The sequence below is a fragment of the Paracoccus versutus genome (assembly GCF_029909795.1).
In the GTDB taxonomy this organism is placed as follows: domain Bacteria; phylum Pseudomonadota; class Alphaproteobacteria; order Rhodobacterales; family Rhodobacteraceae; genus Paracoccus; species Paracoccus versutus.
This window is the reverse complement of the sequence record NZ_CP038197.1, coordinates 1,128,901-1,143,944: the sequence shown is the minus strand read 5'-3', so window position 1 is coordinate 1,143,944 and position 15,044 is coordinate 1,128,901. Positions and strand designations below refer to the sequence as shown.

Below are 15,044 nucleotides of genomic sequence, written 5' to 3'. Positions count from 1 at the left end.
TCGCCGGGTTCCGGTTCCACCGCCACAGCCCCGGCGGCAAAGGCCCGGCCGCCCTTGATTTTTCCCCGGCACGATTATAAGTCGCGGCGGATGTTTCACGACGGGGGCTGTCGCGCGGGTGGCCCCCCCGATAGGAGGCCATGATGGCAAAGGCAAAGTTTGAACGGACGAAACCGCACGTCAACATCGGGACGATTGGTCACGTTGACCACGGCAAGACGACGCTGACGGCTGCGATCACGAAGTATTTCGGTGAATTCAAGGCCTACGACCAGATCGACGGGGCTCCTGAGGAGCGTGCCCGGGGGATCACGATCTCGACCGCGCATGTGGAATACGAATCGGCCAACCGGCACTACGCGCATGTGGACTGCCCCGGCCACGCGGACTACGTGAAGAACATGATCACGGGCGCGGCGCAGATGGACGGCGCGATCCTGGTGGTGAACGCGGCCGACGGCCCGATGCCGCAGACGCGCGAGCACATCCTGCTGGGCCGCCAGGTGGGCATCCCCTACATGGTGGTGTACCTGAACAAGGTGGACCAGGTCGACGACGCGGAACTGCTGGAACTGGTCGAGATGGAGGTGCGCGAGCTGCTGTCGTCCTACGACTATCCCGGCGACGACATCCCGATCATCAAGGGCTCGGCGCTGGCGGCGCTGGAAGGCCGCGACAAGGAGATCGGCGAGGATTCGATCCGCGCGCTGATCGCCGCCGTGGACGAATACATCCCGACGCCCGAGCGCGCGGTGGACCTGCCGTTCCTGATGCCGATCGAGGACGTGTTCTCGATCTCGGGCCGGGGCACGGTGGTGACGGGCCGTGTCGAGCGCGGCGCGGTGAACGTGGGCGACGAGCTTGAGATCGTCGGCATCCGCCCGACCAAGAAGACGACCTGCACCGGTGTCGAGATGTTCCGCAAGCTGCTGGACCGCGGGGAAGCCGGCGACAACATCGGCGCGCTCCTGCGCGGGGTGGAGCGCGACGGGGTGGAGCGCGGCCAGGTTCTGGCCAAGCCCGGCTCGGTGACGCCGCATACCGAGTTCGAGGCCGAGGCCTATATCCTGACCAAGGAAGAGGGTGGCCGTCACACGCCGTTCTTCGCGAACTACCGTCCGCAGTTCTACTTCCGCACGACGGACGTGACCGGGACGGTGAAGCTTCCCGAGGGCACCGAGATGGTGATGCCGGGCGACAACCTGAAGTTCACGGTGGAGCTGATCGCGCCGATCGCGATGGAGGAGAAGCTGCGCTTCGCCATCCGCGAGGGCGGCCGCACGGTCGGCGCCGGCGTGGTGTCGAAGATCCTGAAGTGATCCTTTGGGGCGGCGGCTTCCAGCCGCGGCCCTTCCGGGAGCATCGGGTGATGAGCATCGGGTGATCCCGCGAGGGATATCGCGATGAGGGGCCGCTCCGCAGGGGGCGGCCTTTTTCCTTGCCGCGGGGGTGGTGGCCGCGGGGGTGCTTGCCGGGCGCGGCTGCCGGGGCTCTGCCCCGGACCCCGGGATATTGGGGCACGAAAGAAGCAGCGCAGGCCGCGCCGGGCGGGAGAGCGGCGCGGGAAAAAGAGCGGAGAGGGGGTTTCATGCTATCCTTGCGCCAGCAGGCAAAGGAAGAGGACGATGACCGAACGCAGGAAGGCTTCCGATTTCCATCCCCGCATCCTCGAGATCTTCGACGGCTACGTGCATGGCCGAATCAGCAAGCGGGATTTCATGGTGCAGGCGGCGCAATTCGCCACCGCCGGGATGAGCGCCGCCGCGATCTTCGAGGCGCTGCGGCCGGATTACGCCCTGGCCCAGCAGGTGCCGCCCGACGATCCCGCCATCGCGACCCAGACCGCGAGCTATGACAGCCCCGCGGGCAATGGCCGCATCAGCGGGCTGATGGCGCGGCCGGCCGGGGCGCAGGGCAAGCTTCCCGCCGTGCTGGTGGTGCATGAAAACCGTGGGCTGAACCCCTATATCGAGGATGTCGTGCGCCGGCTCGGCAAGGCGGGCTACCTGGCCTTCGGGCCGGACGGGCTGAGCCCGCTTGGCGGCTATCCCGGCAATGACGACCAGGGGCGCGAGATGCAGGCCCGCCTCGACTCGGTGAAGCTGATGGAGGATTTCTTCGCCGCCCACGAATTCCTGCGCGACCATGCCGATTCGACCGGCAAGGTGGGCGCGGTCGGCTTCTGCTATGGCGGCGGGGTCTGCAACGCGCTGGCGGTGGCCTATCCCGAACTGGCCGCCTCGGTGCCCTTCTACGGCCGCCAGCCCCGGCCCGAGGAGGTGGCGCAGATCCAGGCGCCGCTGATGCTGCATTATGCCGGGAACGACGAGCGCGTGAACGCGGGCTGGCCCGCCTACGAGGCGGCGCTGAAGGAGCAGGGCAAGGAATACCAGGCCTTCTTCTATCCCGGCACCCAGCACGGTTTCCACAACGACACCACGCCGCGCTACGACGAGGCGGCGGCGGAGCTTGCCTGGCAGCGGACGCTGGACTTCTTTGCCGAAAAGCTCTCCTGACGCGAATTGTCAGCAGGGCGGGGCGATCCTTGCCGGGAAAGGAGATTTCGCATGATCGACCATATCGGATTTCCCGTCTCGGACCTTGCCCGCTCGCGCGCCTTCTACGACCGGGCGCTGGCGCCCCTGGGGATCGAGCTGCTGATGGAGGTGACCGAGGAGATGACCGGCGGCCATGGCGCGCATCTGGGCTATGGCCGCGCGGGCAAGCCGTTCTTCTGGATCGGCAGCGGCCGGCCCGCGGGTCCGGGCACCCATGTCGCCTTTGCCGCGCCCGACCGCGCCACGGTCGACGCCTTCCATGCTGCCGCGCTGGCCGCGGGCGGGCAGGACAACGGCGCGCCGGGGCTGCGGCCGGAATATCATCCGGGCTATTACGGCGCCTTCGTCCTCGACCCCGACGGCAACAATGTCGAGGCCGTCCACCATGGAGAACCGGCATGACCCTCTATCGCGGATCCTGCTTCTGCGGCGCCGTCGGCTTTGAGGCCGAGGGCGAGCTGTCGCAGGGCACCATGCGCTGCAATTGCAGCTTCTGCCGCAAGATGCGCTATTGGGAGATGCGCCTGCCCGACCCGGAGCGCTTCCGCATCACCCATGGCGCCGGCATGCTGGCCGAGACCCCGCGCCGGCAGCAGGACGGGGTCGACATGCACCACATGTTCTGCGCCCGCTGCGGCACGCGGCTGTGGACCGAGGGCAACCTGGAAGAGATGGGCGGTCGCTTCGTCCAGGTCTGCGTCGGCGCCCTGGACGACGTGCCCGAGGCCGAGCTGATCGCCGCGCCGGTGTTCTATGCCGACGGGGCGCATGACGCCTGGTGGAATCCCGCGCCCGAGACGCGGCACCTGTGACCGCAGGTCGCGCGCCGCATGCGCCTTCTCCGTTTTCCAAATACTCCGGGGGAGCCCCGCAGGGGCGGGGGCAGAGCCCCCAACCGCAGGCGGCGCACCCCCGGTTGCCTCGGCGGCGAAATCCGGCTATGGTGCCCGCCGCAACAGGGGAGAACGGTGTCATGGACAACTCGCAGATCTGACCTTTCACGGACGGATTGAAGAGGATTCCCATGACGGCTGACTTCCTTGATGCGGCTTTGCCCCATCCCATGCGCTTTCCAGACGGCACCCTGAACCGGGGGCTGGTGCATCTGAACCGGGTGATCGACCATCCGAATATCGAGATCGGCGATTTCACCTATGCCAGCAGCTTCGACCCGCCGCAGGACTGGGCGGCGCGGCTTGCGCCCTATACCTATGCCGGTGCGCCCGAGCGGCTGGTGATCGGGCGGTTCTGCCAGATCGCCGACCGGGTGCGGATCGTCACCGCCTCGGCCAATCATCCGATGGCCGGGATCTCGACCTATCCCTTTGCGATCTTCGATCACGCGCGGGTGGGCGACTATATCGACCAGATCAGCGGCCTGCCGGATACGGTGATCGGCCATGACGTCTGGATCGGCGACGGCGCCATCATCCTGCCCGGCGCGCGGATCGGCAGCGGCGTCATCATCGGCGCAGGCGCCGTGGTCGGCGGCGTGGTGCCGGATTACGCCGTGGTCGCGGGCAACCCGGCCCGTGTCATGCGGATGCGCTTTGACGATGCCACCATCGCCCGGCTCATGGCGTTGCAATGGTGGCACTGGCCCGTGGCGCGGATCGCCCGCGCCACCGCCGCGCTGGCCCGTGCCGATGTCGCGGCGCTTGAGGAACTGGCCGCCTGAGGCGGTGCGACGAAACGAACCGGGCAAGGGCCCGGCCCGATACGAATGAGGTCTGTCATGTTCAGCTGGTTCGAGCGCCGGCTTGATCCCTATCCCGCCGATCCGCCGCGGATGCCGCCGCAGGGGCTGTGGCGGTTCATCCTGCATTTCTCGCGCGGGGCCGAGGGCTACATGCTGTCGATGGCCGCCTGCTCGGCCCTGATCGCCGTGGCCGAGGTGGTGCTGTTCGGCTACCTGGGCGAGCTGGTGAACCGGCTGGCCGCGGCCGACCGCGAGAATTTCTGGGCGCTCGAGGGCAATCGCCTGATCCTGATGGGCGCGATCCTGGTGATCGGCCTGCCGTTGCTGCAGGTTCTTTTCTCGCTGGTCATGCACCAGACGCTGATGGGGAATTTCCCGCAGCGCATCCGCTGGCAGGCGCATCGCTATCTGCTGCGCCAGTCGATGAGCTATTTCCAGGACGAGTTCGCCGGCCGCATCGCCACCAAGCTGATGCAGACCGCGCTGGCCGTGCGCGAAGTCGCCATGAAGTTCATGGACGTGCTGACCTATGTCTGCGTCTATTTCATCGGCGCGCTGGTGCTGGCGGCCTCGACCGACGGCTGGCTGGCGCTGCCCTTCGTCGGCTGGGGCGTGTTTTACGGGCTCTTGCTGTGGTGGCTGATCCCGCGCATCGGCCGCATCAGCGAGGCGCAGGCCGATGCCCGCGCGGTGATGACCGGCCGGGTGGTGGACAGCTATACCAATATCTCGACGGTCAAGCTGTTCTCGCATTCCTCGCGCGAGGAGGCCTATGTCCGCGAAAGCATGGACGGCTTTTTGCAGACCGTGCATGGGCAGATGCGGCTGGCCTCGATCCAGAACATCCTGCTGTCGACGCTGAACTCGGGCCTGGTCTTTGCCGTCACGGCGCTGGGGCTGTGGCTGTGGACCCATGGCCAGATCGACGTGGGCGCGGTGGCCGTCGCGATCCCGCTGGCGCTGCGGCTGGGCAACATGTCGCATTGGATCATGTGGGAATTCGCGACGCTCTTCGAGAATATCGGCACGGTGCGCGACGGCATCGGCTCGCTGTCCTTGCCGCGCATGGTGACGGATGTGCGCGGCGCCCGGCCGCTGGCGGTGCCCGAGGGCCGGGTCGAATTCGACCGCGTCACCTTCCGCTATGGCGAGGTGGCGCGGCCCGGCCGCGGCGCGGTGCTGGACGACCTGAGCCTGACCATCGCGCCGGGCGAGCGGATCGGGCTGGTCGGGCGCTCGGGCGCGGGCAAGTCGACGCTGGTGAACCTGATGCTGCGGTTTCACGACCTGGAGTCGGGCCGTATCCTGATCGACGGTCAGGACATCGCGCAGGTCACGCAGGAATCCCTGCGCGCGGCCATCGGCGTGGTGACGCAGGACACCTCGCTGCTGCACCGCTCGATCCGCGACAATATCGCCTATGGCCGCCCGGATGCCTCCGTGGCCGAGATCCTGCGCGCGGCCGAACTGGCCGAGGCGGATTTCATCGCCACCCTGACCGATTCGCAGAGCAGGCGCGGGCTGGAGGCGCATGTGGGCGAGCGCGGGGTCAAGCTGTCGGGCGGCCAGCGCCAGCGCATCGCCATCGCGCGGGTGCTGCTGAAGGACGCGCCGATCCTGGTGCTGGACGAGGCGACCTCGGCGCTGGACAGCGAGGTCGAGGCGGCGATCCAGTCGCAGCTCGACATGCTGATGCAGGGCAAGACGGTGATCGCCATCGCGCATAGGCTGTCCACCATCGCGCGCATGGACCGGCTGGTGGTGATGGAGCAGGGCCGCATCGTCGAGCAGGGCACGCATGAGGCGCTGCTGGCGCGCGGGGGCATCTATGCCGGCCTCTGGGCGCGGCAGTCGGGCGGGTTTCTTGAGGCCGAGTGATCTTCCCTCTTGAACCGCGCCCTCACCTGCCGTAATCAGACGCGCGGCTTAGGGGTTTAGCTCAGTTGGTAGAGCATCGGTCTCCAAAACCGAGGGTCGTGGGTTCGAGTCCCCCAACCCCTGCCAGCCGCCTTCCGTGTCATGCCGCGTGCCTTCCGATCCCTGCCGAGATCCCATGGCGCTGAGCATACATCTGGGGGCGCACAAGACCGCCTCGACCCATCTGCAATTTTCCCTGCGCCAGGTGCGCGACCGGCTGCTTTGCGCCGGGCTGGCCTATGTCGATCCGGCCATGCTGCGCGGCCAGCCGCTGTCGCTGTCCGCGGTCCTGGCCCAGGGCATCGGCGGCCGGGACCAGGAATCCGCCCGGCAGATGCTGCTGGACATGCGGCAGGGCTGCCGCGATCTGCTGATCTCGGAAGAGAACATCCTGGGCATGACCCATCGCAGCCGGCTGTTTTCCCGGCGCGGCGAGATCTATCCCCGCGCGGCACAGCGGCTGCGGCATGTCATCGCGCTGGCGGGCGGCGGGCCTGCGGTTGTGTATCTGTCGCTGCGCGATCCGGCCTCCTTCATCGTCTCGGCCTTTGCGCTCCAGGTCGCCGGCGGCAAAGAAATCGACATCGCCGCCTATCTGGGCGACCGCGATCCGGCCCGCTCGGCCTGGGCGGGGCTGGTCGGGCGGCTGGCGGCGGTCGAGGGCGTCTCGCGCATCGTGCTGTGGCGCTACGAGGATTATCCCGCGCTGCGTCTGCGGCTGCTTGAACGGCTGCTGCCCGCCGGCCTTGCCGCCGAGGTGCCCGACCCGCCGCCCGCCAACGTCAGCCTGACCCAGGCCGGCTATGACTGGCTGCTGCGCCGCGCCGCATCGGGCGAGGGCATCGACCAGTGCACCCTGGCGCGACGTGCGCGCGAGCGGTTCCAGCCCGCCTCGGGCCATGCCCGGCTGCGCCTGCTGGATGACGAGACCCATGCCCGCTCGGCCCGCAACTATGCGCAGGACATCGCCGCCCTGCACGCCATGCCGGGGGTCGAGTTCCTGGAGCCGTGATCGCCGCCGCTCAGATCGGCGCTTGAAATGCCGGCCGGCGCAGGCTATCTGACCCGCTGCAAGACCGAAGGAAAACCCATGGCCAATCCCGTCCAGTTCATCAGCCAGGTCCGCGCCGAGCTTGGCAAGATCACCTGGCCCACCCGCCGCGAGGTGGTGACGACCACGATCATGGTCTTCATCATGGCGACGCTGGCCTCGATCTTCTTCTTCCTCGTCGACCTGCTGATCAAGACCGGCCTTTCGGTCGTCATCAACCTGGTCGGCAGCTGAGGGCTTGCATTGAAGGGCAGGGGGCGTTATGTCCGCCCGACCTGCCCGTGATACGGCGTGCATCGATTCGGTCGTGCGCGCCGATTTCAATTTGGCCGGCGCCTGCGGCGATTGCCAAGGAATAGGCCGGGGCGGACAAGGAATTCAATGGGTTGGCCTTGGCTCGCCCGGAAGGAAACAGGGGTCGATCGAGACATGGCAAAGCGTTGGTATTCGGTCAGCGTCCTGTCGAACTTTGAAAAGAAGGTCGCCGAGGCGATTCGCCAGGCCGTGGTCGAGAAGGGCCTCGAGGACGAGATCGACGAGGTGCTGGTCCCGACCGAGGAAGTGATCGAGATCCGCCGCGGCAAGAAGGTCACGTCCGAGCGTCGCTTCATGCCCGGCTATGTGCTGGTGCGCATGGAGCTGTCGGACAAGACCTATCACCTGGTGAACTCGATCAACCGCGTCACCGGCTTCCTGGGCGCGCAGGGCAAGCCGATGCCGATGCGCGACGACGAGGTGAACGCGATCCTGCATCGCACCGGCGAGGGCGGGGCCGAGGTGGCGCCGCGCAACCTGATCCGGTTCGACGTGGGCGAAAAGGTGAACGTGACCGACGGGCCCTTCGAGGGCTTCTCGGGCATGGTCGAGGAAGTGGACGAGGCCGCGAACCGCATCAAGGTCACGGTGTCCATCTTCGGCCGCCCGACCCCGGTCGAGTTGGAATTCACGCAGGTCTCCAAGACCGCGTGATCGTCTGCGGGAGGCGCCGGCCCTTCGGGGCCCAGCCGCACCGCTAAGTCGGCCCCTTTTCGGGGCGTGATGATAAGGAGAGGGCCAGATGGCCAAGAAAGTTGTCGGCAGCCTCAAGCTGCAAATCAAGGCGGGCCAGGCGAACCCGTCCCCGCCCGTCGGCCCGGCCCTGGGTCAGCGCGGCATCAACATCATGGAATTCTGCAAGGCGTTCAACGCCCGTACGCAGGAGATGGAGCAGGGCTCGCCTGTTCCGGTCGTGATCACCTATTACGCCGACAAGTCCTTTACCTTCGAGACCAAGACGCCCCCGGCCTCGTTCCTGCTGAAGAAGGCCGCCGGCCTGAAGCCGCAGGGCAAGCGCAACCGGGCCAAGGGTTCGGAAAAGCCCGGCCGCCAGGTCGCCGGCACCGTGACCGTCAAGCAGGTCCGCGAGATCGCCGAAGCCAAGATGAAGGATCTGTCCGCGAACGACGTGGAAGCCGCGATGCAGATCATCCTGGGCTCGGCGCGTTCGATCGGCATCGAGGTGAAAGGCTAAGCCATGGCTAAACTGTCGAAAAAACAAGCCGCCGCCCGTGCCGCCTTTGCCGGCAAGGCCAACCTCGCGGTCGAGGAAGCCGTCAAGCTGGTCAAGGAGAACGCCAGCGCGAAATTCGACGAGACCGTCGAGATCGCGATGAACCTGGGCGTCGATCCCCGCCATGCCGACCAGATGGTCCGCGGCGTCGTGACCCTGCCCAACGGCACCGGCAAGGACGTGCGCGTCGCCGTCTTCGCCCGCGGCCCCAAGGCTGACGAGGCGAAGGCCGCCGGTGCCGAGATCGTCGGTGCGGAAGACCTGATGGAGACGATCCAGTCGGGCAAGATCGAGTTCGATCGCTGCATCGCCACCCCGGACATGATGCCGCTGGTCGGTCGTCTGGGCAAGATCCTGGGCCCGCGCAACCTGATGCCGAACCCCAAGGTCGGCACGGTGACAATGGACGTGAAGGGTGCCGTCGAGGCTGCCAAGGGCGGCGAGGTCCAGTTCAAGGCCGAGAAGGCGGGCGTGGTCCATGCCGGCGTCGGCAAGGCCTCGTTCGACGCCGAGAAGCTGGCCGAGAACATCCGCGCCTTCGTGGATGCGGTGAACCGGGCCAAGCCCTCGGGCGCCAAGGGCACCTATGTCAAGAAGGTCTCGATCAGCTCGACCATGGGTCCGGGCGTGTCGCTGGACCTGGCTTCGACCGCCGCGCAGTGACGCGGCAGGAATTTCGCCGGCTTCCTTCAACAGGGCGCCGGCGGATGGCGGGGCAGCGATGCCCCGTCCTGTCCGAGACGGAGGGTGCGGGACGCGATCATTGATCCGGGCCGCTTAATCGTCCTTCCTGAGATGGGATCAAGACCATTTTCCGGGCCTCGCTCCGGGTGATCTTGGGACCGTCACGGACCCTCCAGTCGCTGTTCGGGCGGCTGGAAAGTGAGAGCCGGGGGGAAACCCCCAACTTGGAGTGAAACCGTGGATAGAGCGCAAAAAGAACAGGTGGTCGAAGAACTCGGCCAGATCTTTGAAGCCTCTGGCGTCGTGGTGGTTGCCCGCTACGAGGGAATGACGGTTGCCCAGATGCAGGACCTGCGCGCGCAGATGCGCGAAGCCGGCGGGTCCGTTCGCGTTGCCAAGAACAGGCTCGCCAAGATCGCCCTGGATGGGAAGCCTTGCGCAAGCATCGCCGACTATCTGACGGGTATGACCGTGCTCGCCTTTTCCGAAGACCCGGTGGCTGCCGCCAAGGTCGCGGATAAATACGCCAAGGGGAACGACAAGTTCGTGATCCTGGGCGGTGCCATGGGCGACACGGCGCTTGACCCTGCCGGTGTGAAAGCCGTGGCCCAGATGCCGTCGCGCGAGGAGCTTATCGCTTCGATCGTGGCCTGCATCGGTGCCCCTGCTTCCAACATCGCGGGCGCGATCGGCGCACCTGCCAGCAACATCGCGGGCATCCTCTCGACTCTGGAAGAGCGCGAGGCCGCCTGAGGCAATCCCCATTCCGTCGTGGGGTTGAAACCCCGACGTTGGAACACTTAATGGAAAGAACGGAAAAATGGCTGATCTGAAGAAACTCGCCGAAGAAATCGTGGGCCTGACCCTGCTGGAAGCCCAGGAACTGAAAAACATCCTGAAAGACGAATACGGCATCGAGCCCGCCGCTGGCGGCGCGGTCATGATGGCCGGTCCGGCTGCCGGCGCCCCCGCCGAAGCCGCTGAGGAAAAGACCGAATTCGACGTCGTCCTGCTGGACGCCGGCGCCAACAAGATCAACGTGATCAAGGAAGTGCGCGGCATCACCGGCCTGGGCCTGAAAGAAGCCAAGGATCTGGTCGAAGCCGGCGGCAAGGTGAAAGAGGGTGCCTCGAAAGCCGACGCCGAGGAAATGAAGAAGAAGCTCGAAGCGGCTGGCGCCAAGGTCGAGCTGAAGTAATTGGCCGTTTCGGCCGATTGACTGCAAGAAATGGGCAGGGTCCGGGGTTTTCCCGGACCCTGCCGAACCTGTCTTGAAGGGCGGTTTGTCCGCCAGACCTTCCTTCAGGGCATGTTCGGGGTTCGGGAGCCTCGCGGTGGGACGCGCGGCACGAATGGAACCCCGCCCCTCATTCGCCGCCTTGCGCCGGTCGGGCCCCGACGGCCGCTGCAAGCGAAAGACGAAAGGTAAGACCCTCTATGGCGCAAGCTTATGTCGGCCAGAAACGCATCCGGCGTTACTATGGCAATATCCGCGAAGTTCTGGAGATGCCGAACCTGATCGAGGTTCAGAAATCCTCCTATGACCTGTTCCTGCGCTCCGGCGACGCCGAGGGCCACCAGGACGGCGAAGGCATCCAGGGCGTCTTCCAGTCGGTGTTCCCGATCAAGGACTTCAACGAGACGGCGACGCTGGAATTCGTGAAATACGAGCTAGAAAAGCCGAAATACGACGTGGACGAGTGCCAGAGCCGCGACATGACCTATGCCGCGCCGCTGAAGGTGACGCTGCGTCTGATCGTGTTCGATGTCGACGAGGCGACCGGCGCCAAATCGGTCAAGGACATCAAGGAACAGGACGTCTACATGGGCGACATGCCGCTCATGACGCAGAACGGGACGTTCATCGTGAACGGGACCGAGCGCGTCGTGGTGTCGCAGATGCACCGCTCGCCCGGCGTGTTCTTCGACCATGACCGCGGCAAGACCCATTCCTCGGGCAAGCTGCTGTTCGCCTGCCGCATCATTCCCTATCGCGGCTCGTGGCTGGACTTCGAATTCGACGCCAAGGACCTGGTCTTCGCGCGCATCGACCGCCGCCGGAAGCTGCCGGTGACGACGCTGCTCTATGCGCTCGGCATGGACCAGGAGGGCATCATGGATGCCTTCTACAATACCGTGGACTACAAGCTGCAGCGCGCCGGCAAGGGGCAGGCCGCGGGCTGGGTCACGAAGTTCTTCCCCGAGCGCGTGCGCGGCACCCGCCCGACCTATGACCTGGTGAACGCCGAGAGCGGCGAGGTCATCACCAAGGCCGGCGACAAGGTGACGCCGCGGCTGGTCAAGCAGCTGATCGAACAGGGCGACGTGAACCTGCTGCTGCCGTTCGAAAAGATCATCGGCCGCTTCGTCGCCAAGGACATCATCAACGAACAGACCGGCCTGATCTATGCCGAGGCCGGCGACGAGATCACCGTCGAATACGACCGCGACGGCGAGATTTCGGGCGGGTTGCTCAAGGTGCTGCTGGACAACGGCATCGAGGAGATCCCGGTCCTCGACATCGACCATGTCAACGTCGGCCCCTATATCCGCAACACCATGGCGGCCGACAAGAACATGAGCCGCGAAGGCGCGCTGATGGACATCTATCGCGTCATGCGTCCCGGCGAGCCGCCGACCGTCGAGGCCGCCTCGGCGCTGTTCGGCAGCCTGTTCTTCGACAGCGAGCGCTATGACCTGTCCGCCGTGGGCCGGGTCAAGATGAACATGCGCCTTGACCTGGATGCGCCGGACACGCAGCGCACCCTGCGCAAGGAGGACATCATCGCCTGTATCCGCGGGCTGGTGGAACTGCGCGACGGCAAGGGCGAGATCGACGACATCGACCACCTGGGCAACCGCCGGGTGCGCTCGGTCGGCGAGCTGATGGAGAACCAGTATCGCATCGGCCTGCTGCGCATGGAACGCGCGATCCGCGAGCGCATGTCGGGCGTCGAGATCGACACGGTGATGCCGCAGGACCTGATCAACGCCAAGCCGGCCGCGGCCGCGGTGCGCGAGTTCTTTGGCTCCTCGCAGCTGTCGCAGTTCATGGACCAGACCAACCCGCTGTCGGAAGTCACCCACAAGCGGCGCCTGTCGGCGCTTGGGCCGGGCGGCCTGACCCGCGAGCGCGCCGGCTTCGAGGTGCGCGACGTCCACCCGACCCATTACGGCCGGATGTGCCCGATCGAGACGCCGGAAGGTCAGAACATCGGCCTGATCAACAGCCTCGCGACCTTTGCCCGCGTGAACAAATACGGCTTCATCGAGACCCCCTATCGCAAGGTGGTCGAGGGCCAGGTGACGGATGACGTGATCTACATGTCCGCCACCGAGGAGATGCGCCACACCATCGCCCAGGCCAATGCCGAGCTGGACGGCGAAGGCCGCTTCGTGCAGGAGCTGGTCTCGACCCGCCAGGCCGGCGACTTCATGCTGAACCCGGTCGAGGCGGTGGACCTGATCGACGTGTCGCCGAAACAGCTGGTTTCGGTCGCCGCGGCGCTGATCCCCTTCCTTGAAAACGACGACGCCAACCGCGCGCTGATGGGCTCGAACATGCAGCGCCAGGCGGTTCCGCTGCTGCGGGCCGAGGCGCCCTTCGTCGGCACCGGCATGGAAGCGACCGTGGCGCGCGATTCCGGGGCGGCCATCATGGCCCGTCGCGGCGGCATCATCGACCAGGTCGATGCGCAGCGTATCGTTATCCGCGCCACCGAGGACCTGGGCGCGGGCGATGCGGGCGTGGACATCTATCGCCTGCGCAAGTTCAAGCGTTCGAACCAGTCCTCGACCATCAACCAGCGCCCGCTGGTCAAGGTGGGCGACAGGGTGGTCAAGGGCCAGGTCGTGGCCGACGGTCCCTCGACCGACCAGGGCGAACTGGCGATCGGCCGCAACGTGGTCGTGGCCTTCATGCCCTGGAACGGCTACAACTACGAGGACTCGATCCTGATCTCCGAGCGGATCCACCGCGACGACGTGTTCACCTCGATCCATATCGACGAATACGAGGTTGCGGCGCGCGACACCAAGCTGGGCCCGGAAGAGATCACCCGCGACATCCCGAACGTCGGTGAAGAGGCGCTGCGCAACCTCGACGAGGCCGGCATCGTCTATATCGGCGCCGAAGTGGGTCCGGGCGACATCCTGGTCGGCAAGATCACCCCGAAAGGCGAAAGCCCGATGACGCCGGAGGAGAAACTGCTCCGCGCCATCTTCGGCGAAAAGGCGTCGGACGTGCGCGACACCTCGCTGCGCCTGCCGCCGGGGGCCTATGGCACCATCGTCGAGGTCCGGGTGTTCAACCGCCACGGCGTCGACAAGGACGAGCGCGCGCTGCAGATCGAGCGCGAGGAAGTCGAGCGCCTGGCCCGCGACCGCGACGACGAGCTGGCGATCCTGGAGCGCAACATCTATGCGCGCCTGAAATCGCTGATCATGGGCAAGGAAGTCGTCAAGGGGCCGAAAGGCATCCGCGCCGGCGCCGTGGTGGACGACGACCTGCTGGGCCAGCTGAGCCGCGGCCAGTGGTGGCAGCTTGCCGTCGCCGACGAGGACACCGCCAAGGAAGTCGAGGCGCTGAACCAGCAATTCGACGCGCAGAAGCGGGCGCTGGACAACCGTTTCGACGACAAGGTCGAAAAGGTGCGCCAGGGCGACGACCTGCCTCCGGGCGTGATGAAGATGGTCAAGGTCTTCGTCGCGGTGAAGCGCAAGCTGCAGGCGGGCGACAAGATGGCCGGCCGTCACGGCAACAAGGGCGTCGTCTCCAAGGTCGTGCCGATCGAGGACATGCCCTTCCTGTCCGACGGCACCCCGGTCGACCTGGTGCTGAACCCGCTGGGCGTGCCCTCGCGGATGAACGTGGGCCAGATCCTGGAAACCCACATGGGTTGGGCGTCGCGCGGCCTGGGCATCAAGATCGACGAGGCGCTGCAGGACTATCGCCGCAACGGCGACATGAGCCCGGTGCGCCAGGCGATGCGGAACGGCTATGGCGACGACTTCTATGCCGAGACCTTCGAAGGCATGGATGACGAGACCCTGCTGGAGCATGCCGATGCGGTGCGCGGCGGCGTTCCGATCTCGACGCCCGTCTTCGACGGCGCGAAAGAGGCGGACGTGAACGACGCGCTGCGCCGTGCGGGCTTCGACACCTCGGGCCAGTCCATCGTCTTCGACGGCCGCACCGGCGAGCAGTTCGCGCGTCCGGTCACTGTTGGGATGAAATACGTCCTGAAGCTGCACCACCTTGTCGACGACAAGATGCACGCGCGTTCGACCGGGCCTTACTCGCTTGTCACGCAGCAACCGCTGGGCGGCAAGGCGCAGTTCGGCGGCCAGCGTCTGGGCGAGATGGAGGTCTGGGCGCTGGAAGCCTATGGCGCCGCCTATACCCTGCAAGAGATGCTGACGGTCAAGTCGGACGACGTGGCCGGCCGGACCAAGGTCTATGAGAGCATCGTCAAAGGCGAGGACAATTTCGAGGCCGGCGTGCCGGAATCGTTCAACGTCCTGGTCAAGGAGGTCCGGGGTCTGGGCCTCAACATGGAACTCCTGGATGCGGAGGAGGACGAGTAA

14 protein-coding genes and 1 tRNA gene are annotated in these 15,044 nt (G+C 66.3%); all 15 read left to right on the top strand.

What is annotated here, in order from left to right; translation table 11 throughout:
* The first annotated feature begins 143 nt into the window (after positions 1-143).
* The 15 genes from tuf to rpoB all read left to right on the top strand — a co-directional run bounded on the left by tuf (position 144) and on the right by rpoB (position 15,044).
* Entirely contained in the window at positions 144-1,319 is a 1,176-nt protein-coding gene (gene tuf / locus E3U25_RS16825) for an elongation factor Tu (protein WP_036754146.1), read from the top strand.
* 306 nt (positions 1,320-1,625) lie between these two features.
* A complete protein-coding gene (yghX, locus tag E3U25_RS16820; protein ID WP_116222132.1) occupies positions 1,626-2,516 on the top strand; it encodes a YghX family hydrolase in 891 nt (296 codons plus the stop codon).
* Between the two features lie 51 nt (positions 2,517-2,567).
* Complete coding sequence (locus E3U25_RS16815; RefSeq protein WP_116222133.1) at positions 2,568-2,960, top strand: VOC family protein; 393 nt, start codon at positions 2,568-2,570, stop codon at positions 2,958-2,960.
* A complete protein-coding gene (locus E3U25_RS16810) occupies positions 2,957-3,370 on the top strand; it encodes a GFA family protein (RefSeq protein WP_116222134.1) in 414 nt (137 codons plus the stop codon). The genes E3U25_RS16815 and E3U25_RS16810 overlap by 4 nt, the downstream gene beginning before the upstream one ends.
* A 212-nt stretch (positions 3,371-3,582) precedes the next feature.
* On the top strand, positions 3,583-4,236 hold the full coding sequence (locus E3U25_RS16805; RefSeq protein ID WP_072464179.1) for a CatB-related O-acetyltransferase: 654 nt from the start codon (positions 3,583-3,585) through the stop codon (positions 4,234-4,236).
* A gap of 57 nt (positions 4,237-4,293) precedes the next feature.
* On the top strand, positions 4,294-6,135 hold the full coding sequence (locus E3U25_RS16800) for an ABC transporter ATP-binding protein (protein WP_116222135.1): 1,842 nt from the start codon (positions 4,294-4,296) through the stop codon (positions 6,133-6,135).
* A 50-nt stretch (positions 6,136-6,185) separates the two neighbouring features.
* Positions 6,186-6,261, top strand: a tRNA-Trp gene (locus E3U25_RS16795).
* A gap of 49 nt (positions 6,262-6,310) precedes the next feature.
* A complete protein-coding gene (locus E3U25_RS16790; protein ID WP_116222136.1) occupies positions 6,311-7,186 on the top strand; it encodes a hypothetical protein in 876 nt (291 codons plus the stop codon).
* 78 nt (positions 7,187-7,264) lie between these two features.
* Positions 7,265-7,459: a preprotein translocase subunit SecE gene (gene secE, locus E3U25_RS16785; RefSeq protein WP_024845742.1), complete on the top strand. Its 195-nt coding sequence runs from the start codon at positions 7,265-7,267 to the stop codon at positions 7,457-7,459.
* Positions 7,460-7,654: 195 nt separating this feature from the next.
* Positions 7,655-8,194, top strand: coding sequence for a transcription termination/antitermination protein NusG (gene nusG / locus E3U25_RS16780; RefSeq protein ID WP_036754109.1), 540 nt, complete (start codon positions 7,655-7,657; stop codon positions 8,192-8,194).
* 88 nt (positions 8,195-8,282) lie between these two features.
* Positions 8,283-8,735, top strand: coding sequence for a 50S ribosomal protein L11 (gene rplK, locus E3U25_RS16775; protein WP_036754111.1), 453 nt, complete (start codon positions 8,283-8,285; stop codon positions 8,733-8,735).
* Between the two features lie 3 nt (positions 8,736-8,738).
* The gene (gene rplA, locus E3U25_RS16770) at positions 8,739-9,437 is read left to right on the top strand and encodes a 50S ribosomal protein L1 (protein ID WP_036754114.1); all 699 of its coding nucleotides are present in this window, start codon (positions 8,739-8,741) and stop codon (positions 9,435-9,437) included.
* A 258-nt stretch (positions 9,438-9,695) separates the two neighbouring features.
* Positions 9,696-10,211, top strand: a complete 516-nt coding sequence (rplJ, locus tag E3U25_RS16765; RefSeq protein WP_036754117.1) for a 50S ribosomal protein L10 — start codon at positions 9,696-9,698, stop codon at positions 10,209-10,211.
* A gap of 67 nt (positions 10,212-10,278) precedes the next feature.
* Entirely contained in the window at positions 10,279-10,656 is a 378-nt protein-coding gene (rplL, locus tag E3U25_RS16760; RefSeq protein WP_036754120.1) for a 50S ribosomal protein L7/L12, read from the top strand.
* Positions 10,657-10,895: 239 nt separating this feature from the next.
* Positions 10,896-15,044 (top strand): DNA-directed RNA polymerase subunit beta, encoded by a 4,149-nt coding sequence (gene rpoB, locus E3U25_RS16755; RefSeq protein ID WP_116222137.1) that lies wholly within the window; start codon positions 10,896-10,898, stop codon positions 15,042-15,044.